This is a genomic window from Halorubrum trueperi (genome assembly GCF_042662525.1).
Lineage (GTDB): Archaea > Halobacteriota > Halobacteria > Halobacteriales > Haloferacaceae > Halorubrum > Halorubrum trueperi.
Map to the genome: position 1 here is coordinate 618,666 of NZ_JBHSXI010000001.1, position 24,258 is coordinate 642,923.

Annotated in this window: 24 protein-coding genes, 1 tRNA gene and 1 pseudogene; 18 read left to right on the forward strand and 8 right to left on the reverse strand. The window is 68.4% G+C overall.

Annotated features, from left to right (window positions below):
• The first annotated feature begins 39 nt into the window (after positions 1–39).
• A complete protein-coding gene (locus tag ACFQEY_RS03155; protein ID WP_379764702.1) occupies positions 40–723 on the forward strand; it encodes a CRISPR-associated protein Cas4 in 684 nt (227 codons plus the stop codon).
• Positions 724–745: 22 nt separating this feature from the next.
• Here ACFQEY_RS03155 and ACFQEY_RS03160 read toward each other — a convergent pair whose 3' ends face one another.
• Positions 746–1,234, reverse strand: a complete 489-nt coding sequence (locus tag ACFQEY_RS03160; RefSeq protein ID WP_379764704.1) for a cupin domain-containing protein — start codon at positions 1,232–1,234, stop codon at positions 746–748.
• A 74-nt stretch (positions 1,235–1,308) separates the two neighbouring features.
• A complete protein-coding gene (locus tag ACFQEY_RS03165; RefSeq protein ID WP_379764706.1) occupies positions 1,309–2,055 on the reverse strand; it encodes a potassium channel family protein in 747 nt (248 codons plus the stop codon).
• A gap of 386 nt (positions 2,056–2,441) precedes the next feature.
• On the opposite strand from ACFQEY_RS03165, the gene ACFQEY_RS03170 reads away from it, so the two are divergent.
• Positions 2,442–4,061: an alpha-isopropylmalate synthase regulatory domain-containing protein gene (locus ACFQEY_RS03170; RefSeq protein WP_379764708.1), complete on the forward strand. Its 1,620-nt coding sequence runs from the start codon at positions 2,442–2,444 to the stop codon at positions 4,059–4,061.
• Positions 4,062–4,197: 136 nt separating this feature from the next.
• A complete protein-coding gene (locus tag ACFQEY_RS03175; protein ID WP_379764710.1) occupies positions 4,198–4,509 on the forward strand; it encodes a DUF8081 domain-containing protein in 312 nt (103 codons plus the stop codon).
• 88 nt (positions 4,510–4,597) lie between these two features.
• On the opposite strand, the gene ACFQEY_RS03180 is transcribed toward ACFQEY_RS03175, so the two are convergent.
• The 3 genes from ACFQEY_RS03180 to pyrE form a co-directional block, all read right to left on the reverse strand.
• Positions 4,598–4,969: a group I truncated hemoglobin gene (locus ACFQEY_RS03180; protein WP_379764712.1), complete on the reverse strand. Its 372-nt coding sequence runs from the start codon at positions 4,967–4,969 to the stop codon at positions 4,598–4,600.
• Between the two features lie 230 nt (positions 4,970–5,199).
• Positions 5,200–5,284, reverse strand: a tRNA-Ser gene (locus ACFQEY_RS03185).
• A gap of 827 nt (positions 5,285–6,111) precedes the next feature.
• Positions 6,112–6,660, reverse strand: a complete 549-nt coding sequence (pyrE, locus tag ACFQEY_RS03190; RefSeq protein WP_379764714.1) for an orotate phosphoribosyltransferase — start codon at positions 6,658–6,660, stop codon at positions 6,112–6,114.
• Between the two features lie 93 nt (positions 6,661–6,753).
• On the opposite strand from pyrE, the gene ACFQEY_RS03195 reads away from it, so the two are divergent.
• Complete coding sequence (locus ACFQEY_RS03195) at positions 6,754–7,497, forward strand: MBL fold metallo-hydrolase (RefSeq protein ID WP_379764716.1); 744 nt, start codon at positions 6,754–6,756, stop codon at positions 7,495–7,497.
• Between the two features lie 116 nt (positions 7,498–7,613).
• On the opposite strand, the gene ACFQEY_RS03200 is transcribed toward ACFQEY_RS03195, so the two are convergent.
• The gene (locus ACFQEY_RS03200; RefSeq protein WP_379764718.1) at positions 7,614–8,294 is read right to left on the reverse strand and encodes a hypothetical protein; all 681 of its coding nucleotides are present in this window, start codon (positions 8,292–8,294) and stop codon (positions 7,614–7,616) included.
• Positions 8,295–8,505: 211 nt separating this feature from the next.
• Between ACFQEY_RS03200 and ACFQEY_RS03205 the strand changes: the two genes are divergently transcribed.
• The 4 genes from ACFQEY_RS03205 to ACFQEY_RS03220 all read left to right on the forward strand — a co-directional run bounded on the left by ACFQEY_RS03205 (position 8,506) and on the right by ACFQEY_RS03220 (position 12,927).
• Positions 8,506–9,087: a biotin transporter BioY gene (locus ACFQEY_RS03205; protein ID WP_379764720.1), complete on the forward strand. Its 582-nt coding sequence runs from the start codon at positions 8,506–8,508 to the stop codon at positions 9,085–9,087.
• Positions 9,088–9,118: 31 nt separating this feature from the next.
• On the forward strand, positions 9,119–9,946 hold the full coding sequence (locus tag ACFQEY_RS03210) for an energy-coupling factor ABC transporter ATP-binding protein (protein ID WP_379764721.1): 828 nt from the start codon (positions 9,119–9,121) through the stop codon (positions 9,944–9,946).
• Positions 9,943–10,653, forward strand: coding sequence for an energy-coupling factor transporter transmembrane component T family protein (locus tag ACFQEY_RS03215; RefSeq protein ID WP_379764723.1), 711 nt, complete (start codon positions 9,943–9,945; stop codon positions 10,651–10,653). Before ACFQEY_RS03210 ends, ACFQEY_RS03215 begins: the two co-directional genes overlap by 4 nt.
• Positions 10,654–10,740: 87 nt before the next feature.
• Positions 10,741–12,927: a heterodisulfide reductase-related iron-sulfur binding cluster gene (locus ACFQEY_RS03220; RefSeq protein ID WP_379764725.1), complete on the forward strand. Its 2,187-nt coding sequence runs from the start codon at positions 10,741–10,743 to the stop codon at positions 12,925–12,927.
• A gap of 210 nt (positions 12,928–13,137) precedes the next feature.
• On the opposite strand, the pseudogene ACFQEY_RS03225 reads toward ACFQEY_RS03220, so the two are convergent.
• Positions 13,138–13,422 (reverse strand): annotated as a pseudogene (locus ACFQEY_RS03225) (DUF7853 family protein); the annotation flags it as partial.
• A gap of 253 nt (positions 13,423–13,675) precedes the next feature.
• Here ACFQEY_RS03225 and ACFQEY_RS03230 point away from each other — a divergent pair.
• From ACFQEY_RS03230 to ACFQEY_RS03275, 10 genes are all read left to right on the forward strand, one after another.
• Positions 13,676–14,731 (forward strand): PstS family phosphate ABC transporter substrate-binding protein, encoded by a 1,056-nt coding sequence (locus tag ACFQEY_RS03230; RefSeq protein ID WP_379764727.1) that lies wholly within the window; start codon positions 13,676–13,678, stop codon positions 14,729–14,731.
• Between the two features lie 56 nt (positions 14,732–14,787).
• The gene (pstC, locus tag ACFQEY_RS03235; protein ID WP_379764729.1) at positions 14,788–15,762 is read left to right on the forward strand and encodes a phosphate ABC transporter permease subunit PstC; all 975 of its coding nucleotides are present in this window, start codon (positions 14,788–14,790) and stop codon (positions 15,760–15,762) included.
• Positions 15,762–17,528, forward strand: coding sequence for a phosphate ABC transporter permease PstA (gene pstA / locus ACFQEY_RS03240; RefSeq protein WP_379764731.1), 1,767 nt, complete (start codon positions 15,762–15,764; stop codon positions 17,526–17,528). Before pstC ends, pstA begins: the two co-directional genes overlap by 1 nt.
• A gap of 1 nt (position 17,529) precedes the next feature.
• Positions 17,530–18,360 carry a phosphate ABC transporter ATP-binding protein PstB gene (pstB, locus tag ACFQEY_RS03245; protein WP_379764733.1) on the forward strand — a complete coding sequence of 277 codons (831 nt, stop codon included), beginning with the start codon at positions 17,530–17,532 and terminating at the stop codon, positions 18,358–18,360.
• Positions 18,361–19,074, forward strand: coding sequence for a phosphate signaling complex PhoU family protein (locus ACFQEY_RS03250; protein ID WP_379764735.1), 714 nt, complete (start codon positions 18,361–18,363; stop codon positions 19,072–19,074).
• A complete protein-coding gene (locus ACFQEY_RS03255; RefSeq protein WP_379764737.1) occupies positions 19,074–19,493 on the forward strand; it encodes an arsenate-mycothiol transferase ArsC in 420 nt (139 codons plus the stop codon). Before ACFQEY_RS03250 ends, ACFQEY_RS03255 begins: the two co-directional genes overlap by 1 nt.
• Positions 19,494–19,690: 197 nt before the next feature.
• Positions 19,691–20,770 (forward strand): glutamate--cysteine ligase, encoded by a 1,080-nt coding sequence (locus ACFQEY_RS03260; RefSeq protein WP_379764739.1) that lies wholly within the window; start codon positions 19,691–19,693, stop codon positions 20,768–20,770.
• A gap of 116 nt (positions 20,771–20,886) precedes the next feature.
• On the forward strand, positions 20,887–21,588 hold the full coding sequence (locus ACFQEY_RS03265; protein WP_379764741.1) for a helix-turn-helix domain-containing protein: 702 nt from the start codon (positions 20,887–20,889) through the stop codon (positions 21,586–21,588).
• Positions 21,589–21,667: 79 nt separating this feature from the next.
• The gene (locus ACFQEY_RS03270; RefSeq protein ID WP_379764743.1) at positions 21,668–22,162 is read left to right on the forward strand and encodes a phosphopantetheine adenylyltransferase; all 495 of its coding nucleotides are present in this window, start codon (positions 21,668–21,670) and stop codon (positions 22,160–22,162) included.
• Complete coding sequence (locus ACFQEY_RS03275; protein WP_379764745.1) at positions 22,159–22,713, forward strand: hypothetical protein; 555 nt, start codon at positions 22,159–22,161, stop codon at positions 22,711–22,713. Before ACFQEY_RS03270 ends, ACFQEY_RS03275 begins: the two co-directional genes overlap by 4 nt.
• A gap of 35 nt (positions 22,714–22,748) precedes the next feature.
• Here ACFQEY_RS03275 and ACFQEY_RS03280 read toward each other — a convergent pair whose 3' ends face one another.
• A complete protein-coding gene (locus ACFQEY_RS03280; RefSeq protein WP_379764747.1) occupies positions 22,749–24,197 on the reverse strand; it encodes an FAD-dependent oxidoreductase in 1,449 nt (482 codons plus the stop codon).
• Between the last annotated feature and the right edge of the window lie 61 nt (positions 24,198–24,258).

The window sequence follows — 24,258 nt, forward strand, 5'->3', positions numbered from 1 at the left end:
GACCGACTTCTTTTCAATCGAACCGACGCCAGACGTCCCGTGATCCCCTTCAGCGACGTGGCCCGGGCCGCCTACTGCCCGCGACAGCTCTACTACGCGCGGCGCGACGACGACCGAAGCGTTCCGTCGGAGGCCCGTGCCCGGATCGATCTCGCATTTCGGTACCCCACGCTCGTCGACGCACCAGACGCGACCCTCCGGCGACTCCCGATCCGGCGCTCACCCGCCGCGTACCGCCGGAACCTCGATCGGCTCCGCGATCGCGACGATTACACCCGGCTCGCTGACCCCGATCGCGAGCGCGCGTTCGTCTCTGGAAAGGACTGCCACGGAACGGTTCACAAGGTACTCGCCGGCGAGAGCGACGGTTCCGATTCTCCAGCCACCACCGACCCGCCCGTCCCCACCGTCGTCTCGTCGGGCGAACCTCCCGAAAACGGCGTTTGGGAGCCGCAGGCGGTCAGGGCGGTCGCCGCCGCGAAGGCGGTCGCGTGGGAGCGCGAGCGGGCGGTGCCGCGCGCGCTGGTCGAGTACCCGAGCGTCGGCGTCGTCCGGTCGGTTCGACTCACGCTGCGGAAGAAGGCGGCCTACCGGCGGGCGGTACGGGCCGTCCGCGCGATCGACGGTCCGCCGGCCCGCGTCGGCGACGACCGGTGTTCCGCGTGCGACTACCGGAACCGGTGCGGCACCAGTCGGCGGTCGTTCCGATCGCTTCTGGGGTGAGAGGTCCCACGGCGAGAACACCCTACGGCGAGAACGAGGTGCCGCACTCGGTGCAGGTGAATCGGAACCGTCCCTCGTCGGTCAGCTCCGTCGCGTGCGGGTGCTCCTCGCCGCAGGTCCGACACTCGATCAGCGATTCGATCTGGTCCCAGTCGTGGCGGGCACCGGGCGCGCCGAACGCCCACGCGGCGACGTCCTCGGTGGCGTCTTCGCAGACGAACCCGGACTGGAACTCCCCGGGCGCGAACCGGATAAGCTCGCCCGCCCCGACGTCGACGCGCTCGCGCTTCCGGCCGACTTCGAAGGTGGCGGTTCCCGAGAGCACGTAGAACACCTCCTCCTGGTCGCCGTGCGTGTGGAGCCCCCCGGAGAAGGCGTCGCCGGGCGCGAGCTCGAAGTAGTTCATCGCGACGTGCTCGGTGCCGAGTACTCGTGAGACGGGCCTGCGCACGTCGTGGACCTCCATCGGGTTCGTGACGACGTCGACGTCGTCGACCGCGACTCGCTTCACGTTCGACCGTTTGCGGCCCACCGGGAAAGCGTTCCGGCGGCGATCGCCCGGATCACCGAGCAAGCCCGGGGCGGTCAGATGAAGTTCGCCACGTTCTGTCCGCTGGTTATCTCGGGGATTACGACGGTGTCGGCCCCGGCCCGGCGCGCGAGCGACTCGTACATCTCGTCGCCGACGCGCACGACGATATTCAGATCCTCGGACAGCTCTTCGGCCACGATGGCGATCTGGATGTTGGCGTTGGAGTCGTCGATGGCGGCGACGACCGTCGCCGCGCGTCCGATGCCGGCGTCCGCGAGCACCCCCTCGTGGCGGGCGTCGCCGAGAACGACGAGGTGGCCGTCATCGTCCGCGCGGTTCGCCTGCGTCTCATCGGTCTCGATCACGACCACATCGTGACCGTTGTTCGAAAGCTGTGCCGCGATTGTGCGCCCGAACATCCCGTAGCCGCAGACGACGACGTGATCCTCGAGCGTCTCGATAGTTTTGCGATCTTGCATCCGTTTCACCTCGTCGCGGATTCGTCCGCCGAACGCCGTCGTCAGGACGGTCTCGCCGATCCACACGCCCGACAGCACTAACCCGACCGTCACCAGCACGGCGAACCCCTTCGTTGCCCGCTCAGGGCCGGCGTGGTCCCGGAAGTGAAGGTCGATACTCGTCGGGTCGACCACCCAGAACGCTGCTTCGACGACGCCGACGTCCCCGAGCGCTGCGTATCCCGCGATCGCCGTCAGCGCCACGGCGAGGAACGTCCCCACCGGACGGAGCACGCGCCGGAGAAGGGGACGCGCGGCGACCGATCGAACGAACGGAATCACATGTTACCAAGTCACATGGACGGAGTTAACTCCGTCCCTCCGAGCAGAGTTCGCCGGTTCGGGAGCCCGGAGACCACCGTGTCGTCTACGGGCGGCTTCTGTACCGCCCACGTAGCGGCGATCCGGCCCACTCGACGGGTGTGGAACCGTCGCGGCACGGACGCGTGGCCACGGCAGTCAATACCTGTCTCGATCCGACGACTTATGTGTGTGTGACCCCTCGCCGTGGACACGAATGACACGAGACGATCGAGGTCGTTCGGAGGATAGAGGAAGTCGCCTCGCGGCGGCTGGCCGCGAAATTCTCCGACGATAACGACTCCGGGGCGCGACCGCCCCGCGGCGGTACCGGCCCCGAATCCACCGACGAGCCGACGGACTCCCTTTTGACCCGAACACCACTCACCACACTCGACGAGGTACAGCTCTTAGACACCACGCTGCGCGACGGCGAACAGATGCCCGGCGTCTCGCTCGCACCCGCGGAGAAGGTCGAGGTCGCCCGCGAACTCGACGCGGCCGGGGTGCACGTCGTCGAGGCCGGGTCGGCGTGCACCTCGGCGGGCGAGCGCGAGGCAATCCGCCGGGTCGCGAGCGAGGGACTCGACGCGACCGTGACGAGCTTCGCCCGCGGCGTCCGGTCCGACGTCGACCGCGCGCTCGACTGCGACGTCGACGGGATCAACCTCGTCGTTCCGGCCTCAGACAAGCACGTCGAGACGAAGGTCGATTCGACCCGCGACGACGTGATCGAGACGACCGTGGAACTCGTCGAGTACGCCACGGACCACGGACTGTGGGTCGAGGTGCTCGGCGAGGACGGCTCCCGCGCCGACCTCGACTACCTCGAACGCCTGCTCGGCGCTGGACTCGACGCGGGCGCGGACCGGATCTGCTACTGCGACACCGTCGGCGCGGCGGATCCGGAGCGCACCGCAGAGGTCGTGTCCCGGCTCGCCGAACTCGGTCCGACGAGCCTCCACACCCACGACGATCTCGGCTTCGGGATGGCGAACGTCCACGCCGGGCTGAAGGCCGGGGCCGACACCGTTCACGGCACCGTGATGGGCGTCGGCGAGCGCGCCGGCAACGTCGCCCTCGAGGAGGTCGCCATCGCGCTCGACCGCTCGTACGGCGTCGACACCGTCGAGCTGGATCGGCTCTACCGCCTCTGCCGGGTCGCGAGCGAGGTCACCGGCGTCGCGCTCCCGCCGAACAAGTCAGTCTGCGGGGCAAACGCCTTCGCCCACGAGTCGGGGATCCACACCGACGGCACCCTCAAAGACGGGACGATGTACGAGCCGTACCCGCCGGAGACGGTCGGCCGGGAGCGCCGGCTCGTCCTCGGGAAGCACGCCGGCCGAGCGGGCGTGCAGGCCGCGCTCGCGGAGCAGGACGTCGCGGTCGACGACGACGAGTTGAGCGAGGTCGTGAGCCGCGTGAAGGACCTCGGCGACCGGGGGAAGCGCGTCACCGACGCCGACCTGCTCGCGATCACGGAGGACGTACAGGGCCGCGAGCGCGATCGTCACGTCGAACTCCTCGACCTGTCGGCCACCTCCGGAGGCAACCTTCCGACCGCGTCGGTCCGCCTTCGCGTCGGCGACGCCGAGCGCGTCGCCTCCGGGACCGGCGCAGGCCCGGTCGACGCCGGGCTCGAAGCGGTCCGGGCCGCGCTCTCCGGCGGGGACGGTTCGGTATCCGACGGCGGCGCGGTATCCGGTGGCGAGGGCGGGGCAACCGGCGGGGCCGAGGGCGACGGCGTCGGCGGCGTCTCCTTCGAGCTCGACTCCTACCACGTCGACGCGATCACGGGCGGGACCGACGCGGTCGTCACCGTCGAGGTCGACCTCTCGCGCGGCGACAGGTCCGTGAGCGTCTCCTCGACCGACGCGGATATCACCCGCGCAAGCGTCGTCGCCATGGTCGACGGACTCGATCGGCTGCTCTCTGCGGCCGCCGAGGGCGACGCCGAGGCCGGAACCGTCTCGTTTGCGGACGACTGAGCTGCGTCTCGTTCGGAGTCGACCGCGTTCCGTCTCTTCAGCGTCGACCGCGCTCGGACGTCCGCGTCACGGAGCGACCGACGCCGCGCGGCCCCGTCTGACGGGGTTTTTAAGCGATGCCGATCCAACGTCACCCGTGAGCGTCGTCGTTGCGGTGAAACCCTCCGCCAGGAAGCGCAACGCGAAGGTGGGCCGGCTCGTCTTCGAGGACGGCACCGAGCACGCCTTCGAGAGTCGCGCGGCCGCCGAGCGCTGGGCGGACGACCTCTCGACGGGCGACGGCCACGTCTGGGTCGCGAGCGCGCATCCCCGTGACGACGGCGACGCCGACCTGTACCTCGTCTCGCGGGCGACGAACGCGAAGCTCGAGGCGGCCTACGACAAGCGTCGCCGGCGGCTCCGAGGGGGTCCCGCACCCGAGCAGGAGTCGCTCGGCAGTCAGTCGTAGCGTCGTCAACTGCGATAGATTCCGGCCGCGACGGTATCAACTGCGATAGATTCCGGCCGCGACGATGTCGTTTGCGGCCGCCTCACCGCTACTTGGCCGGCACTTCGACGATCACGTCTTCGTATTCAGTGACCGCCTCCATCACCGCCGATCGGTCTTCGCCGTCGACGTCGAACGTGGCAAGCGCACCGTCGAGATGCGTCGCGATCGCACCGAACTCCGATTCGGTGATCCCCATCCCGTCGTGGGCGGTGTCCATACCGTCGCCGTCGTACTCGACGGGACCGCCGGCGACGGCGCTCAGGAATCGCGTCTGGTGCGCCCGCTGTGCGGTCATGTCGACGTCCTCGAAGTGGTGTGCGACCCGGTCGTCGTCTAGGACCCGGTCGTAGAACTCGTCGACGACCGCGCCGATCGCCTCGCGTCCGCCCAGCCGTTCGTAGAGCGTGTGCTCGTTCACGGTCGAATCTGCGGACGGTTGTTAAAGACCCTTGTTCCAGCTCCCAGTGGCTCGGATTCCGAAGCGAACGCGTTCGCGATGGTCGTCTCCCTCCTCGCCGACCATCTTCGCTACCGGTGTCGACAGGGGTGACGATGCCGGACGCATCACCCCTGAGGTTGACGCCGAGCGCCGGATCGACGCGCGGGATCGACCGAAGGCTGCGCTCTCGGTCGGAGACGCGAAAGAAGCGCCGAGGCGGAGATTTGAACTCCGGTGTCCGAATGGACAGTAGATTTCGAATCTACCGCCTTGGCCAGGCTAGGCTACCTCGGCTCACTTCGACGTTGAGCGGTACCGCTGTTATGCGTTTCGATCGGGAAAGGTCGGTTGGGTCGATCCGCCTGCTTCACCTGCGAGGAGCTGGTTCGTGTGACTCCAGATACGCGCCTCCGTCGATCTCAGCTTCTTCGGCTCCGTCTTCACCCGAACTAATCAGTCATCGACGACGATCTGTTGATCGAACACGGGAGTAGGGATCTCATTGTGTTGGGGTGATCGTTTATAAATGACTGAGTGGTGTTGCTGTCGGCTGTTCATATATCGTTGCTGGCGCGGTAAACTGCTGTGTATCTGGCGTCGATCGCTCATAAGAGGTTGACTGCGCGGTGAACCTCTTCAAAGCCCCCGCCGCTCGCTTATAAATCATTGCTGGTGCGGTGACCACTTCCAAAGCCCCAGCCGCGAGGCGGGCGCACGCTCGCTGCGCTCCTCACTCCGTCGCTCACTTCGTTCGCTCCTTCGCTGCGGTGCTTGTGTCGCCTGCGTCCGCCTCGCGGCTGCCCCCTTTGAATCCCACCCCGCACAGCACCGCAACCGCACCTCACGCCTCCCCAACCTCGCCGCTTCGCGCCTTATAAAGGCGCTCACGGCGTCCCTCGCGGGCTCCTCGCGCCCTGTGGGCGCTCGGAGGCGCGCCAACCGCTCGATCATTTATAAGTAGACATCGATACCGGGCTCTCTTCCTTAAATACCACGTCGCCAGCGGCGGACTGCAATACCCACTCCCGAGATCAATCGCCACCGTTGCTTGCACGACCGCGGGCGCGTGTGGACGTGCGAGTGAGTTCAACGAAGCCAAACGAGCTTAAAAAAGGAGTGCGCTACTCTGCGTCTCGCTCCGCCAGCAGCTCCGTCGCCGTGAGCAGCGACTCGAGCTCGATACCGTGGTCGGCGAGTAGCTCGGACGCGCCCTCCTCGCGGTCGACGACGACGAGCACGCGGTTCACCGTCGCGCCCGCCTCACGAAGCGCCTCGACAGCGTCGACGGCTGACTGCCCGGTCGTGGCGATATCCTCCAACACGACGACCTCCTCCCCCTCGTCGAGCCTGCCCTCGATGCGATTGCCCGTGCCGTACTCCTTCGCCTGCTTGCGGGCGATGACGTACGGGCGACCCATCTCGGCCGCGGTCACGGCCACGAGCGGGACCGCGCCGAGCGCCACGCCCGCGAGCTTCGCGTCCGTCCCCGCGAGCCGGTCGGCGAACGCCTCGCTGACGAGGGTGAGCGCGTCCGGATCCGTCTCGAAGAGGTACTTGTCGACGTAGTAATCGCTGGTACCGCCGTGCGAGAGCTCGAACTCGCCGAACCTGACGGCGTCGGCCGCCCGGAGCGCGGCGATGAGCTCGCGTCGTCGCTCGTCGTCGGTCATACTGTTGAGGCGCGCGCCGGCGATTATAAACGGGTCGAAACGCGGGCGACGCGGGGCGGATACCTATTTGAGTCTCGGTCGCATCCCGACGCCATGGACGAGACGACGGTCAGGTTCCTCGGCACCGGCGACCCGCTCGGAAGCGGCGGACGACTGCAGACGAGCATCCACGTCGACACCGGTTCGACGCGATTTCTCATCGACTGCGGCGCGTCCGCGCTCTCCGAGATGAACCGCTACGACATCGACCGGAATGAGATCGAAGCGATCCTCCTCACCCACCTCCACGGCGACCACTTCGGCGGCATCCCGTTTTTCGTCCTAGACGCGCAGTTCGCGTCGGAGCGCACGGAACCGCTCACCGTCGTCGGGCCGCCCGGAACCGAAACGCGAGTCACGGAGGCGATGGAGGTGCTGTTCCCGGGGCTGTCGAGTGTCGACCAGGCGTTCGACGTCGACTTCGTCGAGATCAAGACCGGCGACGCGACCCGGGTCGGCGCGATCGACGTGCGGCCGTACGCCGCCGTCCATCCGAGCGGTGCCCCCTCGTACGCGCTCCGCGTCGACGTCGACGACGCGACGATCGCCTACTCCGGCGACACGGAGTGGACCGACGACCTCGTCGAGGCCGCTGCGGGCGCAGACCTGTTCGTTTGCGAAGCGTACGCCTTCGACGCGGACATCCCGTACCACATGACGTACACCACGCTCCTCGAACACGAGGACGAGATCGACGCCGATCGGGTGGTCCTGACGCACATGAGCAACCCGATGCTCGATCACCTCGACGAGGTCGAGCACGAGTGCGCGACGGACGGGATGCGGATCGAGATATGATCGACGACGAGCGCCGTTCGATCGGCCGCCGCACTCGGCGATGCCGACGGAGCGTTGCGCACCGGACCGGTTTCTGTGAAGTGGTTTCGGTTTCTAGACTGTGAAATGGTCTCGATCTAGAGTGAAACGTCGGTCTCGATATCCTCGGTCGCCTCCTTCAGGCCGTCCTCGCGAGCGGCGGCGGCGTGTGATCCCTCGATCTCGGCGTCCGTAAGGAGGTCGCGGAACTCGTCGCGGTACCGGTCGTTCGCGCGCGTCGACGTCAGATCGACGCGAGCGACCCGCGCATACTTAGCGACGGTGTCGGGGTCGGCGTCGAGCTCGTCCGCGCACTCCACGATCGAGTTCCCCTCGGCTGTCAACGCCTTCAGGTCCGCGTACTCGAAGGCCGCGTCGTCGACCTCGCGGTCAGTCTCGCGAACGAGGTGGAGGTCGAGCCGGGCGTCGCGGACGGTCGCGGGGGCGACGTCGAGAGCGAGCGAGTCATCGGCGTCGAGAGCGTCAGAGTCGACGTCGAGAGCGAGCGAGTCATCGGCGGCGAGCGCGGCGGAGAGCGCCTCATCGTCGTCGAACTCGAATCGACCGCGAGCGATTCGCGCGTAGGCCCCGTCGTCGAGGCCGGTCGAGAAGCCGTATCGGTCGCGCATCGTCGCGATCAGCTCGCGGACGCGATCGTCGACCGCCGCCTCGTCGCGACCGGTGAGCGTCCCGCGGGACTCCGACTGCCGCTCGGTGACGGTGTCTGACCCGGTGGCGTCGACGAAGATGTCGCGGAGATCCGAGGTCTTCTCGTCCATGGACGCGGAGATACGCGCTCCCGGTAGAAAAGCCCCGCGTCCGGTTTCGCTGCCCTGCGTCCGGTTTCGCTGCCCTGCGTCCGGTTTCGCTGCCCTGCACCCGATTTCGACTGCCTCGCGGGAGCGGAGGCGGCGGATCGGCCTCCAGATTCGAAGGAGCGCCCTTTTGTAAACCAGTATATTCAAGTCGGTTTACGAGCGTGTCGTGGACATGGCAACGAACACGGAATCCGTCGATCTGGTCGGCGACGAGGCCGCGACGAACCTCGCGCGCGCGGCGCTGTTCGCCGCGCTCGTCGGCGCGTTCGCGTACGTGACGTTCCCGAACCCCGTTTCGCCCGTCTCCGTGACTCTGCAGGTCCTCGGGGTATTCCTCGCCGGGATCTACCTCGGTCCGGTGTGGGGTCCTGCGTCGCTCGTCCTGTACCTCGCTGCCGGGGCGCTCGGCGCGCCCGTGTTCCAGGGCGGCTCCGCCGGCGTCGGCCAGCTGGTCGGCCAGTCGGCGGGCTACCTCTGGTCGTACCCGCTGGCCGCGGCGGTCGTCGGCGCGGTCGTCCACCGCGGCGCGACCCTCCGCGACCTCGATACCGTCGGCGTCCCGACGCTCGCGGGCGCGATGATCCTCGGTACCGTCGTCATCTACGCACTCGGCGTCGCCGGGCTCGCGCTCGTGCTGTCGCTCGGCCCCGTCGAGGCGGTCACGGTGGGGGCCGCCGCGTTCCTCCCGGCCGAGGCGCTGAAGATCGCCGCCGCCGTCGGAATCGTCAGATCGGACGCGGTCGCGGCCGCGTGACCCAGCCCGTGATCGGCTCCGAGGTGAGACCGTGATCGACGTCGAGGGCGTCACGTGTCGGTTCGAGGCCCCCGGAAGGGCTGCCGACGGCGACGTCGTCGCCGTGGACAACGTGACCCTGTCGGTCCCCGACGGCGAGTTCCTCGTCGTCGCCGGCGCGAACGGCTCGGGCAAGACAACGCTCGTCCGGACGTTCAACGGGCTCGTGACGCCCGACGAGGGGACGGTTGCCGTCAACGGGACGCCCGTGGGTGCGGATCTCGTCGCCGCCCGAACCGCGGTCGGGATGGTGTTCCAGGACCCGCGCGACCAGCTCGTCGCGGCCACCGTCGGGGCTGACGTCGCCTTCGGACCGGAGAACCTCGGACTCCCTCACGAGGAGATCGACCGGCGGGTCGCCGACGCGCTCGCGGCCGTGAACATGGCCGATCGCGGGGCCGACCGGATCCAATCGCTGTCGGGCGGCGAGCGCGAGCGGGTCGCGATCGCGGGCGCGCTCGCGATGGACCCCGATCACCTCGTCCTCGACGAGCCGTTCACCGGGCTCGACGAACCGGCCCGTCGTTCCGTCCTCGACCGCCTCCGGGACCTCCGGGACGCCGGAACGAGCGCGATCGTCGTCACACACGACCTCCGAGACGTGCTCGGTCTCGCGGATCGAGTGGTGGGATTGTCTGCGGGACGCGTCGCCGTCGACGCGCCCCCGGAGGAGGCGGTCGCGGAGCTGCCGGGGCTCGACGTGCGCGCGCCAGACTCGCTCGAGGGAGGCAGCGCAGGGAATTTCGGAGCCGAGGGCGGGAGCGCAGAGGATCTCGGAGTCGAAGGCGGGACCGCAGGGGATCTCGGAGCCGACCCGTGACCCTCGCGTACGTTCACTCCGAGTCGCTCGCCCACCGGCTCGATCCGCGCTCGAAGCTCTTCGTGCAGATCGCGTTCGCGGCGGCCGCGTACGCGTACACGAGTCCGAGCGGGCTGGCCGCGCTCACGCTCGTCGCTGTCGGGTGGTTGCGCCTCACCGGCGGCGGCCCCCGTGACCTGTGGACGTACCGGTTCGCGCTCCCGGTACTCGCCGTCGCCCCCCTCGTCGCCGGCGCGACGCTCGGGACGCCGTGGTTCCGAGTCGGCCCCGCCGGCGACACCGCGCTCGCGAGCTACCGGGTCGCGCTGATCCTCGTCGTCGCGGCCGGCTACGTTCGCTCGACGCCCGTCCGGGAGTCGCGAGCGGCGATCCAGCACACCGTGCCGGGGCGACCCGGGCACTTTCTCGGAACCGGGGTCGCGCTCGTGTTTCGGTTCCTCCCGCTGTTGAAGCGGGACCTGGTGACGGCTCGCGAGGCGGTCCGCGCTCGCGGCGGCGGCGCGCTCCCGGTCCGCGAGCGGATGCGGATCGTCGCGGCCGCCGGACTCAACCGGGCGTTCGCGCGAGCCGACCGGCTGGGGATCGCGCTCTCCGCCCGGTGTTTCGCGTGGAATCCGACGCTGCCTCGACTCGAACTCAGGCGCGCCGACGCGGTCGCGCTCGCGGTCGCCGGCGGGCTGTTGGCGGCGGCGATCGGCGGCCCGTAGTCGGCTCGTCGGTCGCGAGTAGAAACCGCCCGCTGCGCGCTCCTCGTTGTGACAAGCTTTAACCGGGACGTATCCCGCGTATCTATCATGATTCCGCTGCAGGCGGCCACCCGGGAGACGTTCTGGACGATCGGCCCGGTCGGGAAGGCCGCGTTCTACTGGCTCGCCGCCGTCGCGATCCTCGTGTTCCTGTACGGGGTGTACGCCCGGTTCGCGGCGTACGCTCGCGGGAGCGAGGACCCGCGCGACCGTCTGTCGAGCCTCCCGACGCGCACCGTCGCGGCGACGCGAACCGTGCTCACGAACGAGAACCAGTTTGACCGGGATCTGTACGCCGGCGTGATGCACACGTTCGTGCTGTGGGGCTTCCTCGTCCTGTTGGTCGCGACGACGATCCTCGGGTTCGACATCGACGTGTACCGCCCGCTCGCCGGCGAGTCGTTCTGGGTGGGCGACTTCTACCTGGCCTACCAGTTCACCGTCGACGCGTTCGGCCTGCTGTTCGTCGTCGGCGTCGGCATGGCGGCGTACCGCCGCTACCGCGAGCGCGATGGGCGGCTGTGGGGGAAACACACCTCGCTGGAGGATGACGCGTTCGTCTGGACCCTCTTCGCGCTCGGCGTGGGCGGGTTCGTCGTGCAGGCGCTCGGCATCGTCGGGCAGCCCGCGCGGGCGACGGAGACGGTGAGCTTCGTCGGCATGGCGATGGCGGCCGTGTTCCGGTGGGCCGGGCTGACCCCCGCGGGCGCGGAGGCGATCTACGGCGTCGTCTGGTGGAGCCACTCGCTTCTGGCGTTCGCCTTTATCGCGTGGATCCCGTACGCGAAGCCGTTCCACATGATCTCCTCGTTCGCCAACGTCGTCGCCCGCGACGAGAAGGCCGGTGCGCGGCTCCCCAACGTCCCCGCCGACCTCGATCACACCAACGCCGAGTCCCTCGACGACTTCACGTGGAAGGAGCTCATGGACGGCGACGCCTGCACGAAGTGCGGTCGGTGTACCGACGCCTGTCCGGCCGATACGGTCGGTCGGAACCTGGACCCGCGGGACGTAATCCTCGATCTGAAGGCGTACCGCGAGTCCGTGAGCGACGACCCGGTGGTCGGGACGGACAGATCCGGTTCGGTCGCGACGGACGGCGGCGTGGCCGGTTCCGCCGCCGTCAACGACGGCGGCACGGTCCCCATCGTCGCAGACGAGGGCGGCGTGATAGCCAGCGAATCGATGGAGTCCTGTATGTCGTGTATGGCCTGCATGGACGCCTGTCCGGTCGATATCGAACACCTCACGTCGTTCACGAAGCTGAACCGTCAGCTCGTCGACGAGGGGGCGGTCGACTCGAACCTCCAGGGCGTGTTCCAGGATGTCATGCAGAAGGGCAACACCTTCGGCGAGTCGCAGGCGACTCGCGGCGACTGGGCCGACGAACTGGACGACGTCGACGTCCCGGACGCCCGCGAGAGAGAGGTGGAGTACCTCTGGTACGTCGGCGACTACCCGAGCTTCGACGATCGGAACAAAAAGGTCGCCCGCGCGCTCGCCCGGCTGTTCGACGAGGCCGGCGTCGAGTTCGGTATCCTCTTCGACGACGAGAAGACCGACGGCAACGACATCCGCCGGATCGGCGAGGAATTCCTCTATCTCGAACTCGCCGGCCACCACGTCGAGACGTTCGCCGACTGCGAGTTCGACTCGATCGTCTGTACCGACCCGCACTCCTATAACACCATCAAACACGAGTACCCCGAGGTCGACTTCGCCGAGTTCGCCGACGATCCGATGATGCCGTTCGACCGCGAGGAGTCGTGGAACGCCGACGGCGAGATCGACGTGTTCCACTGGACGCAGGTGGTCGAGGACCTGGTGAGCGACGGGCGGCTCGGCCTCTCGGGCGACGAGCTCGATTACACCGTGACCTACCACGATCCGTGTCACCTCGGCCGGTACAACGACGAGTACGACGCGCCCCGCGAGCTGATTCGCTCGACGGGCGCGGACCTGCACGAGATGCCGCGCTCCCGCGAGGACTCGTTCTGCTGTGGCGGCGGCGGGGGCGGGCTCTGGACCGAACACGACGAGGAGATCAAGCCGAGCGAGGAGCGGCTCCGCGAGGCGCTCGAGGACACCGCCGCTGGCGACGCGGTCGAGAAGTTCGTCGTCGCCTGCCCGATGTGTACGACGATGTTCGAGGACGGACGGAAGACCGGCGGGTTCGAAGACGACGTCGAGATCGTCGACGTCGCGGAGCTACTGATCGAGGCGGTGGAGGCGTAATCCCGGCCTTAACGCGGGTGTGGAGGGCTGAGAGGCGTATCGCGGACGCGGAGGCTCAACGTGTTGAACGCGGGCAGGTGCGTCTCAGTATCTGCGGACCGATTCGTCCGGATCGACCGATTCGTCCGGATCGACGGTCTCGTCCGGATTGACGGTCTCGTCCGGATTGACGGTCTCGTCCGGATCGACCGACTCGTTCGCGTCGGGCGTGCCGACCGCGTCGTCGATCCGGCGGAGCAGCGACCGCCCCGGCGCGCGGTCGCGGACGGGCGCGTCGCCGAGGTACTCGACCAGCGCGTCGCGCAGGAGGCGGACGCCGCGGGGCGCGAGCGCTCCGCCGCGCTCGATGCGCCGGATCGGTCGGCACTGGGGAGGTGCGTCGTCGCCGGCGTCGACGGCGGCCGCGCCCGCGTCAAGCAGGGCGGCGTGAGCGACCCACGCCTCCTCGCGGCTGAGCGAGAGCGCGCTCCGGTTCCCGTTCGTCGAGGGGGACATCGTCCCCGTCTTCGCACGGAGGGTCTTAAAAATACGCCCGCGCTCCCGGTCGGTGCGACCGGTCGGATCACCGACGCGCGCGGTCGTCTCGTCCCGACCAGCGCAGTCGCCTCGCACCCACTTCGCGCATCGTCAGCGAATCTATATAGTGATATATACAACAAACATGAATCCGTGTCACAATCGAGGGATATCGCCGGACCCGTACCGCTCATAGCATACTACTTAACCGGCAAACGTCCACAATCTGGTGATGGCATCAAGCCACGACGCGGATACCGAGGGGATCACTCGTCGGAAATCGCTCGCGACACTCGCCGGCGCGGGGGCGCTGGCGGTCGCGGGATGTACGCAGAGCACGGGCGACGGCGGAGACGGTTCCGACGGCGGAGACGGCTCCGACGGCGGCTCCGGAGACGGTTCCGACGGCGGCTCCGGGGGCGGGTCGCTGTCCGGGTCGATCAACATCGCGGGGTCGAGCACCGTCTTTCCGCTGATGAGCGCCATCGCGGAGGACTTCGCCGAACAGCACCCCGACGTGGACCCCGACATCAGCTCCACCGGGTCGGGCGGCGGCTTCTCTAACTACTTCTGCGTCGGCGAGACCGATTTCAACAACGCCAGTCGGCCGATCCAGGAGGAAGAAGAGCAGCTCTGTGCCGACAACGGCGTCGAGTACGTCGAACTGATAGCGGCGACGGACGCGCTCACGGTCGTCGTCAATCCCGAGGCGGACTGGATCGACTCGCTCACCGTCGAGGAGCTCGCGACGATCTGGGAGGCCGACGCCGTCGAGACCTGGGACGAGGTCCGCGACGAGTTCCCGAACGAAGAGATCGATCGGTTCGGCGCTGCCGACACCTCGGGAACGTACGACTACTTCATCGAGAACATCATGGGCGAGCGCGGCCACACCGGCGATTACCAGGCGACCGAGCAGGACAACAGCATCGCCCAGGGTGTCATGGGGAGCGAGTACGCGATCGGCTACTTCGGCTTTGCGTACTACTTCCAGAACCCCGATCAGCTCAAGGCGCTCGGTATCGACGACGGCAACGGTCCGGTCGAGCCGAGCCTCGAAACCGCAGCGAGCGGCGAGTACAGCCCGCTCTCGCGGTCACTGTTCACCTACCCCTCGATCGAGTCGCTCGGCGAGGAGCACATCGCGGAGTTCGCCCGGTACTTCGTCGAGCAGACGACCAACCAGGACCTCGTCGCCGGTGACGTGGGATACGTCCCCGCGACCGAGGAGACACAAGAAGAGCAAATGGAGATCCTCGAGGACGCCATCGAACAGGCGCAGGGCTGACTCAGCGCGATGAACCGGTGTATTGATTTACGACAGCGTGCGATACCTTATCGGTTGTGACAGATAGTACCGAGAGTCCCGATCTCCAGCGACGGAGCGGGCTCAGACGATTGAAGGAAGGGACCTACGGCGGACTGTTCGCCGCGTGCGCGGCAGTCACCCTGCTCACGACGGTCGCGATCTTCGTGACGCTGCTGTCGGACGCGGCGGTGTTCTTCCGAGAGATAGCGATCGCCGAGTTCCTGACCGGCATCAACTGGAGCCCGAATCCGGCCGGCGGCGGGCAGGCCTTCGGAATCATCCCGCTTCTGATTGGGACGCTCACCGTGACCATCACGGCGGCGTGCATCGCGCTCCCCGTGGGGACGCTGACGGCGATCTACCTCAGCGAGTACGCGACGCCGAACGCGCGCTCGATACTCAAGCCGCTCTTGGAGATCCTCGCCGGTATCCCGACGGTCGTGTACGGGTACTTCGCGCTGGTGTACATCACGCCGGCGCTGAAGGCGACGCTGTTCCCGGAGATGAGCACTTTCAACGCGCTGTCGGCGTCGATCATGGTCGGGATCATGACCATCCCGATGGTGTCGTCGATCTCCGAAGACGCGATGAGCGCCGTTCCCGACGAGCTTCGACAGGCCGGGTACGGGCTCGGCGCGACCAAGTTCGAGGTGTCGACGGGGATCGTCGTCCCCGCGTCGATCTCCGGGATCGCCTCCTCGTACATCCTCGCCGTCTCGCGCGCGATCGGCGAGACGATGATCGTCGTCGTCGCGATGGGCGCGCAGGCCCGGATGCCGGCGGTTCGAGAGGCGGCCCTCGGGATCCCGTACATCAATCCCGCGGACGTCCTCCTGGAGTCGGGGATGACGATCACCGTCGCGATGGTGCAGATCGCCCAGAGCGACCTCACCGGCGGGACGATCCCGTACGACTCGATGTTCGCGCTCGGACTCACGCTGTTCGTGGTGACGCTCGTAATGAACGTGTTCAGTGATATCATCGCGGAACGTTACCGGGAGGAGTACTGATGGCGACGGACAACGCGAACGCGGACGGGTTCGGTGAAGTGAGCCGGATCCGAGGGGTCGTCTTCGAATACCTCTCGCTCGGTGCGAGCGTCGCCGGTCTCGTCGCGCTCGGCGTGCTCTTGGTGTACGTCGCGATCGACGCCTTTGATCTGGCGAACGCCAGTCCGGAGTGGCTGTTGACGTACTTCCTCACGCTCGTCGTCCCGTTCCTCGCATTCTGTCTGTACAGCGCGGACGACCGAGCGGTGACCCGACGGGCGCTCGGCGTGCTCGGCGGCGGCCTCGTCGTCGTCGCGGTGCTTTTCACCGCCGTCGAAGCGTTGGTCGCGGAGATCCCGCGGCTCTCCTGGCAGCTCGCGTATCTCTTCGTCGTCGCCACGCCAGTCACGGCGTACCTCGCGTACGTCGGGAGCCGCGGGCGCGCCGGTACCGTCGGTTTCGGACTGTTGGGTCGACTCATCGGCGGGATCGCGATCGGGCTCGCCGTCGGGACCCTGTTCTTGGTGTTCGACGAGCTGGTGTGGTTCCTCGCGTACACGCTCGGCGTTCTCCCGGCCGCGGCGCTGTACGCGTACGGCCGCTGGCGCTCGGCGGACCGAGCGACGACAGCCGCGATACCCGTCTGGCTCGCTGGCACCGTCGTCGCGGTGATCCTCCGGGAGGTGGTTCGGACGTACCCGTCGGATCTCATCATCTACCTCTGGACGCTCGCGGTCCCGATCGCGACCGTCGGCGCGCTCGTCGTCGACGATCGCGGAAGTCGGACCGCGGCGGCCGCGGCCGGCGGCGTTCCGCTTGCCGTCGCGACCGCCGGTGGATTCCTCGCCAGAAGCGTCGGAATCCCCGGTTCCACCGCGCTGATCGTGCTCGTCGTGACCGGCGTGCCGACCGCCGTCTACGTTCACCGCGTGGTCGACGCCGGCGAGGGGCTCGTCGGAATGGCGCTGCCGGCGCTTCTGGTCGGTGGCGCGCTCGCGGGGGCGCTCGTCGTCGAAACGTTGGGCGTTCCCGCGCCGGACCCGTGGCTCGACGTCGGGTTCGTCACCGAGTCACCGTCGCGGACTGCCCTCGAAGCGGGGCTGTATCCGGCGATCGTCGGCTCCGTGATCATCATCGCGCTCGTCGCGGTGCTGTCGTTCGTCCTCGGCGTCGGCACCTCGATCTTCCTGGAGGAGTACACGGCCGGGAGCGGCCTCGTCGGGTCGCTGACGCGGCTGCTGCAGGTCAACATCGCGAACCTCGCCGCCATCCCGTCGGTCGTCTACGGACTGCTCGGGCTGGGGCTGTTCGCCAATCTCCTCGGGCTCGGGTACGGGACGGCCGTGACCGCGTCGCTGACGCTGTCGCTCCTCATCCTCCCGATCACGATCATCTCCGCGCAGGAGGCGATCCGGTCGGTCCCGGACGACCTCCGGCGGGGATCGGACGCGATGGGCGCGACGCGCTGGCAGACGACCAAGAACGTCGTCCTGCCGGAGGCGTTGCCCGGTATCCTGACCGGGACGATCCTCGCGCTCGGGCGGGCGATAGGCGAGACCGCGCCGCTCATCATGATCGGTGCGGCGACGACCGTGTTCAGTGCGCCGGACAGCCTCTTCAGCCGATTCAGCGCCATGCCGATGCAGATCTACGCGTGGGCCGGTTTCCCACAGGCCGAGTTCCGGTACGGCGTCGTCGCGGCCGGCGTGATCACGCTTCTGATCATCCTCGTCGGCATGAACGGAACGGCGATACTGCTCCGGAACCGTGCGGAGCGAGGGACCTAACATGAGTAACACACCATCGAGCAATTCGCTCATCACGACGGACGTACAGACCGAGTCGACCGACCGACCGACCGGCGCGGAGGCGACCGCGGTCGCGGCGCGCGACTTGAACGTCTTCTACGGAGAGGAACAGGCGATCGACGACGTGTCGATCGAGATCCCCGAAAAGCGGGTGACGGCCCTCATCGGTCCGTCCGGCTGCGGCAAGTCGACGTTCCTCCGATGTATCAACCGGATGAACGACATGATCGAGGTCTGCCGGGTCGAGGGCGACGTCGAGTTCGGCGGGAAGAACGTCTACGACGACGACGTCGACCCCGTCGCGCTACGCCGGAAGATCGGGATGGTGTTTCAGAAGCCGAATCCGTTCCCGAAATCGATCCGCGATAACGTCGCGTACGGCCTGCAGATTCAGGGATACGACGGCGACGTCGACGAGCGCGTCGAGGCGTCGCTGAAGGGGGCGGCGCTCTGGGACGAGGTGAAAGACCAGCTCGATTCCTCGGGGCTCGATCTGTCCGGCGGGCAACAACAGAGGCTCTGTATCGCCCGGGCGATCGCGCCCGACCCCGAGGTCATCTTGATGGACGAGCCGACGTCGGCACTCGACCCCGTCGCGGCCTCGAAGATCGAAGATCTCATCGACGACTTGGCCGAGGAGTACACGGTCATCATCGTCACCCACAACATGCAGCAGGCAGCGCGAATCTCCGACCGGACCGCCGTGTTCCTCACCGGCGGCCAGCTCGTCGAGTACGACGATACGGCGAAGATCTTCGAGGACCCGGAGGAACAGCGCGTCGAAGACTACATCACGGGGAAGTTCGGATAGATGCCCCGCGAGAACTACCAACGGCGGCTCGACGATCTCCGGGCCGAGGTGGTCGCGATGGGCGAGCTCGTCGGCGAACGGTACGACGCCGCGGTCGAGGCCGCCGAGGTCGGTGACGAGAAGCTCGCACAGGAGGTCATCGGCGGCGATTACGAGGTGAACGAGCAGTACCTCGCGATCGAGGACGAGTGTACGAACCTCCTCGCGCTCCAGCAGCCCGTCGCGGGCGATCTGCGGCTCGTCGCGGCCTCGTTCAAGGTGATCACGGACCTCGAACGCGTCGCTGATCTCGCGACGAACCTCGCCGGATACGGCGGGCCGGACGGCGGGGTTCACCCGGCGGTCGAGTTCCGCGAACTGGGCGACCGGGCCGGCGAGATGGTCAGCGACGCGGTCGCCGCCTACGAGGCGGGCGACACCGACGCCTGTCGGGAGATCGCCGCGCGCGACGACGACTTCGACGAGCGGTGTCGGGTGGCGAGCGAGGCGGTGGTCCGGGAGCTTCTCGCGGCCGACCGCGAACGCGCCGAGGCGGCGGATGCGCTCAACGCCCACGACGAGGCGTCCGACACCGACGCGCTGGAGGCGTCCCTCGACGAGGTCTCTCGGGCGCTGCTCGCGGTACGCGACCTCGAGCGGGTCGCGGACCACGCGGTCAACATCGCCGCTCGCACCCTGTACATGGTCGAGAACGACGACGAGCTGATCTACTGATGGCGACCACTCTCACGTTCATGTGCGTTCGCAACGCCGGCCGGAGCCAGATGGCGACGGCGTTCGCCGAGCGCGAGCGCGACCGCCGCGGACTGGGCGACCGCGTCGAGATCGTGACGGGCGGAACGATGCCCGCGGACGGCGTCCACGACGTGGTCGTGGAGGCGCTCGTGGAGGTCGGCCTCGACGTGAACGGGCGGACGCCGCAGCACGTCTCCGAGCAGGCGCTCGCCGCGTCCGATTTCGTCGCCACGATGGGCTGTTCGACGCTCGACCTGCCCGGCGTCGACACCGACGACTGGGACCTCGACGACCCGGGAGAGCGTCCCATCGAGGAGGTCCGTCAGATTCGCGACGAGATCGAGCGGCGCGTGATCGCCGTCTTCGACGAGCGGTTCGGCGCGTTCGACAGCGAGTAGCGAGCGGTACGGGTTGCCGATTTCTAAACGGGCGAGCAGAGATCGGCGGTGACCACCTCCAACGTCCCAGCCGCGAGGGCGGCGACGCCACCGCGGTCGTCCCGATCGCGTCGACTATTCAAATACCCGTCTGCGACACCGGCGCTCCGTTTCGGGTTCCAATCCTTATAAGACCGCGCGGCCGATACGGAGCGGTAATGGAACTCGGTTCGCGGGACGCGTTCGCCCGGATGGGGACCCTCGGCATCGAAGAGGAGTTCTACATCGTCGATGCCGACGGCCGCCCGACCTCCGGGACCGACGATCTTGTCTACGGTCGCGACCCGCCGGCGGCCGTCCCGGACGGCTTCGATCACGAGCTGTTCAAGTGCACCATCGAGGCCCAGACGGAGCTGATCGAGGACCCGACGAACGCGGCCGACGCACTCTCGACGGTGCGGGAGGCGCTCGTGGACCACGCCGCCGCCGACGGTTACGGAATCGCGGCCGCGGGACTCCATCCGGCCGCGAACTGGCGCGAGCTGGATCACGCCGAAAAGCCGCGGTACCGGGCGCAGTTGGACCGGATTCAGTACCCCCAACACCGAAACACCACGGCGGGACTCCACGTCCACGTCGGCGTCGACGACGCGGATAAGGCCGTGCAGATTGCTAACCGGCTCCGGTGGCACTGTCCCGTCTTGCTCGCGCTGTCGGCGAACTCCCCGTTCTGGAACGGCTTCGACACCGGGCTCGCGTCGGCCCGCGCGAAGGTGTTCGAGAACCTCCCGAACACCGGGATCCCCTCCGCGTTCGACGACTTCGACGCCTTCCAGCGGTACGAGCGCCGGATGGTCGAACTCGGGTCGATCGCCGACCGCGGCGAGCTCTGGTTCGACGTGCGTCCCCACACCGGTCACGGTACCGTCGAAGTGCGCGCGCCGGACGCCCAGCGCGACCCGGCCGTCACGCTCGCGCTGGTCGAGTACGTCCACGCGCTCGTCGTCGACTACGCCGAGCGCTACGCGGACGGCGAGTCGGTCCCGACGCTCCGCCGGGAGCTGCTGGACGAGAACAAGTGGCGGGCGATCCGCCACGGCCACGATGCCTCTTTCGTCGCCCGCGACGGCGAGGAGACGGTCTCGCTCGCCGAGGTCGTCGACGAGGAGTGCGACCGCCTCGGAATCGACGGTATTCGGGACGTGTACGCGGCCGAGAGCGGAAGCGAGCGCCAGCGGCGACTTCGCGACGAGGAGGGGATCGACGCGCTGTGTGCCGACCTGATCGTGTCGCCGTAGCGGCCGCCGCTCGGCTCGTTCGTGCGAACCGGTCGTGCGACCGGGTCGTACGAACAGTTTCGTCGGAACGGAAACGACGAGAAATGCTTTTGGGCGCGCGGACCCCAGTCTCGGACATGACCACGAACGATCCCGTAGACGACCCCGATGGCTCCGGTTCCGAGCCGGCCGACGGTTCCGACGACGAATCGCCGGCGGAGCGGACTCGCGAGGAGCTCCGGAAGACGAAAGAGCGGATCGGCGAGGGAGCCGACAAGGCCGTGAAGGGGTTCGACGACAACATCGTCGACCTCCTGTCTTGGCTGCTGGACACCGAGACCCGCGCGCGGATCTACGTCTTCCTCCGGGAAAACCCGCACAGCACGAGCGACGAAATCGCCGACGGCACGGGCCTCTATCCAAGCACTGTCCGGGAGGCGCTCGCGGAGCTCCACGATGAGGGGACCGTCGAGCGCGACAAGCGCGAGGCGAGCGGCGCAGGCAACAACCCCTACGAGTACGAGGCCATCGCGCCGAGCGAGCTGGTCCAGGGTGTCGTCGGTGACGTCCAGCGCGAGCTGAACGCCGTCTTCAACCTCGACCGCCGGCTCGGGGGAGAATCGCCCGACGGTGACGCCGAGCCGGTGCGAATTTCGGTCGGCGATGCTGAGGAAGGCGACGGGGATCACGATGGTCCCGTCGACGACGTGGACGGCGACGTCGCGGATGGCGACAACGCGGACGGCGACGACGTGGACGGCGACGACGTGGACGGTGACGACGTGGACGGTGACAACGCGGACGGCGACAGTGACGACGGCCGCGACACCGACAGCTAACGCTCCAGCCCGATCGGGCGGCTCTCGCTCCCGCTCGCGGTTCGGGATCATTTAAGTTGCGGCCGCGCAACTCACGTACATGAACGTCGCGCTGGGTGGTACGTTCGATCCCGTTCACGACGGCCACCGGAAGCTGTTCGAACGGGCGTTCGAGCTGGGGGACGTGACCGTGGGACTCACCTCCGACGAGCTCGCGCCGAAGACCCGACACGTCGAGCGGTACGTCCGTCCGTACGACCGCCGGAAGCGCGACCTCGAAGCCGAACTGGCACCGCGCGCAGAGAAGTACGGTCGCGAGTTCGCGATTCGCGAACTGACCGAGCCGACCGGTATCGCCGTCGAGCCCGAGTTCGACGCGCTGATCGTCTCACCCGAGACCAGAGACGGCGGCGAGCGCATCAACGAGATCCGGACGGCGCGCGGACACGACCCACTCGAAGTCGTCGTCGTCGATCACGTCGAGGCCGATGACGGCGATCGCATCTCCTCGACGCGGATCGTCGCCGGCGAGATCGACGAGCACGGAGCCCTCACCCCCGACCGGGAGGGTCGGGGCGCGACTCGGCCGGAATGAGCCGCGAAACGCGATCGGGCCGTTCGGCCCACCTCGCTCGGATCGCCCTCGGGGAGACCGGGTTCGAGCGGGCCGCCGTCTGGAGCGCGGTCGGCTTCGCCTGCTCGTACGTCGCCTTCGATATGGCCGAGATCGCGGTCGGGACGGCGGTATCGCTGGGGGCGACGACGGTTCCACAGACCCTGACCGGCTCCGTTTTCGGGATCGTCGCGGCCCTGACCGCGGTTGGAGTCGTCGCCTTCGCCGCGACCGGCGGCGGCGCGGTCCCCGCGATCCTCCTCGCGTACGGCCCCTTCGCGGCGGCTCTCCTGCGGACGATCGGCCCGGAACCGTACGCGCTCCCGCTCGCCGCCCCGGTCTCCTTCCTCGCCGCGGTAGTCGAACCGCTCGGCGTCTCCGTCGCAGCCGCGGTCGCGGTGGGCGTCGCCGGCTACGCGGTCGGGCGCGTCGTCGCCGGCGTCGGAAGCGCCGGAGAAGGAGCCGGCGACCCGAGCGAGACCGAGCGGGCGTCCGAAGCGGAAGAGCGCGCTGACGCGAACGCGAACGACTGACGCGGCCAACTGACGCGACGACTGACGCGAACGACTCAGTCGCCGTCGAGCGTTCCGTTGAGAACCTTCGCGGCGACGAGGACCGGGTCCCACACCGGGGAGAAGGGCGGCGCGTACGCCAGATCCAGGCGTTCGACCTCGGCGACGGTCATGTCCGCCTCCAGCGCGGTCGAGAGCGTGTCGATCCGCACCGCGGCGCGGTCGGGACCCACGATGCTGCCGCCGATAACCCGGCCCGAGTCCCGATCGGCGACGAGCGTCACGTCGGTCGGAGACGCGCCCGGATAGTAGCCCGATCGGGAGCCGGCGGTCACCGTTTCCCGGACCGGATCGAAACCGGCCTCTCGGGCCGCCTTGTCCTCGACCAGTCCGACCCGGCCGGCCTCCATGTCGAACGCCTTCACGGCCGCGGTGCCCGCGATGTCGCCCACGGGTGAGCGGTTTCCGGCGACGGTGCTGCCGACCGCCCGGCCGGCGCGGTTGGCGGTGAGGCCCAGCGGCATCCAGGCCTCCTCGCCGGTGACGGCGTGGATCGCGGTCGCGCAGTCGCCGGCGGCGTACACGTCCGGAAGGGTCGTGCGCCCGTACTCATCCGTGCGGATCGCGCCACCTTCGCCGAGGCCGACCCCGGTCCCCTCGAGCAGCTCCGTGTTCGGGCGGATCCCGACGCCGACGATCGCGAGGTCGACTGAGAGCGGATCGCCTCTGTTGCCGGATCCGTCGCCGACGGCGACCCCCTCGATCCTGTCGTCGCCGACGAGCTCCTCGACTGGCGTCCCCGCGTGGACTGTCACGCCCTTTGCGTCGAGTTCATCCGCGACGCGCTCGCCGACCGCCTCGCCGAACGGCGGGAGAAGGTGGGAGGAGCGCTGGAAGAGGTGGACGTCGAGCCCGCGCCCGCGGAGCGCCTCGGCCATCTCGACGCCGACGTAGCCGCCGCCCACTATCGCGGCCGTCTCGGGGGCCGTCATCGCGGCGTTGCGCTCGACGCGGCCGCGGTCGACCGCGCTCACGTCCGCGCGGCCGGGGTCGTACGCGTCCGGTTCGGCGACGTACGCGTCGATCGCGGCCGCGGTGTCCATGTCGTGCAGGGTAAAAGCGCCGTCGACCCCCTCCACGTCGAACGGACCGGTCGTCGCGCGCCCGCCCGTGGCGACGAGCAGGTCGCCGTAGGCCTGCTCGACGGTGTCGCCCTCAGTAGTCTCGACGGTGACGGTCTTCCCGTCCGGATCGACGGCGACGACCTCGCGACCCCGTCGGAGGTCGATCCCGCGCTCGTCGACATCGCTCGGAGAGAGCGAGAGGAGGTTCGACATGCGCTCGACGCGTCCCTCGATGAAGTACGGCATCCCGCAGTAGGCGTACGAGATCCACCGGCCCTTCTCGAAGACGACGACGTCGCGATCGGGGGCCTCGCGGCGGAACTTGCTGGCCGCGCTCAGCCCTGCCGCGTCGGCACCGACGACGACGAACGGATCGCTCATGGACGTATCGACGGCGGACACTCACAAAAAGCCACGCCGGGGATGCGGGTCGGACGCCGTC

Excerpts from the sequence above, each read along its gene's own strand:
- pyrE (WP_379764714.1), bottom strand. The coding sequence starts at position 6,660 with ATGACCGACGACGAGCGACGACGCGAGCTCATCGCCGCGCTCCGGGCG.
- ACFQEY_RS03195 (WP_379764716.1), top strand. The coding sequence starts at position 6,754 with ATGGACGAGACGACGGTCAGGTTCCTCGGCACCGGCGACCCGCTCGGA.
- ACFQEY_RS03200 (WP_379764718.1), bottom strand. The coding sequence starts at position 8,294 with ATGGACGAGAAGACCTCGGATCTCCGCGACATCTTCGTCGACGCCACC.
- ACFQEY_RS03205 (WP_379764720.1), top strand. The coding sequence starts at position 8,506 with ATGGCAACGAACACGGAATCCGTCGATCTGGTCGGCGACGAGGCCGCG.
- ACFQEY_RS03220 (WP_379764725.1), top strand. The coding sequence starts at position 10,741 with ATGATTCCGCTGCAGGCGGCCACCCGGGAGACGTTCTGGACGATCGGC.
- ACFQEY_RS03230 (WP_379764727.1), top strand. The coding sequence starts at position 13,676 with ATGGCATCAAGCCACGACGCGGATACCGAGGGGATCACTCGTCGGAAA.
- pstA (WP_379764731.1), top strand. The coding sequence starts at position 15,762 with ATGGCGACGGACAACGCGAACGCGGACGGGTTCGGTGAAGTGAGCCGG.
- pstB (WP_379764733.1), top strand. The coding sequence starts at position 17,530 with ATGAGTAACACACCATCGAGCAATTCGCTCATCACGACGGACGTACAG.
- ACFQEY_RS03250 (WP_379764735.1), top strand. The coding sequence starts at position 18,361 with ATGCCCCGCGAGAACTACCAACGGCGGCTCGACGATCTCCGGGCCGAG.
- ACFQEY_RS03255 (WP_379764737.1), top strand. The coding sequence starts at position 19,074 with ATGGCGACCACTCTCACGTTCATGTGCGTTCGCAACGCCGGCCGGAGC.
- ACFQEY_RS03260 (WP_379764739.1), top strand. The coding sequence starts at position 19,691 with ATGGAACTCGGTTCGCGGGACGCGTTCGCCCGGATGGGGACCCTCGGC.
- ACFQEY_RS03265 (WP_379764741.1), top strand. The coding sequence starts at position 20,887 with ATGACCACGAACGATCCCGTAGACGACCCCGATGGCTCCGGTTCCGAG.
- ACFQEY_RS03270 (WP_379764743.1), top strand. The coding sequence starts at position 21,668 with ATGAACGTCGCGCTGGGTGGTACGTTCGATCCCGTTCACGACGGCCAC.
- ACFQEY_RS03275 (WP_379764745.1), top strand. The coding sequence starts at position 22,159 with ATGAGCCGCGAAACGCGATCGGGCCGTTCGGCCCACCTCGCTCGGATC.
- ACFQEY_RS03280 (WP_379764747.1), bottom strand. The coding sequence starts at position 24,197 with ATGAGCGATCCGTTCGTCGTCGTCGGTGCCGACGCGGCAGGGCTGAGC.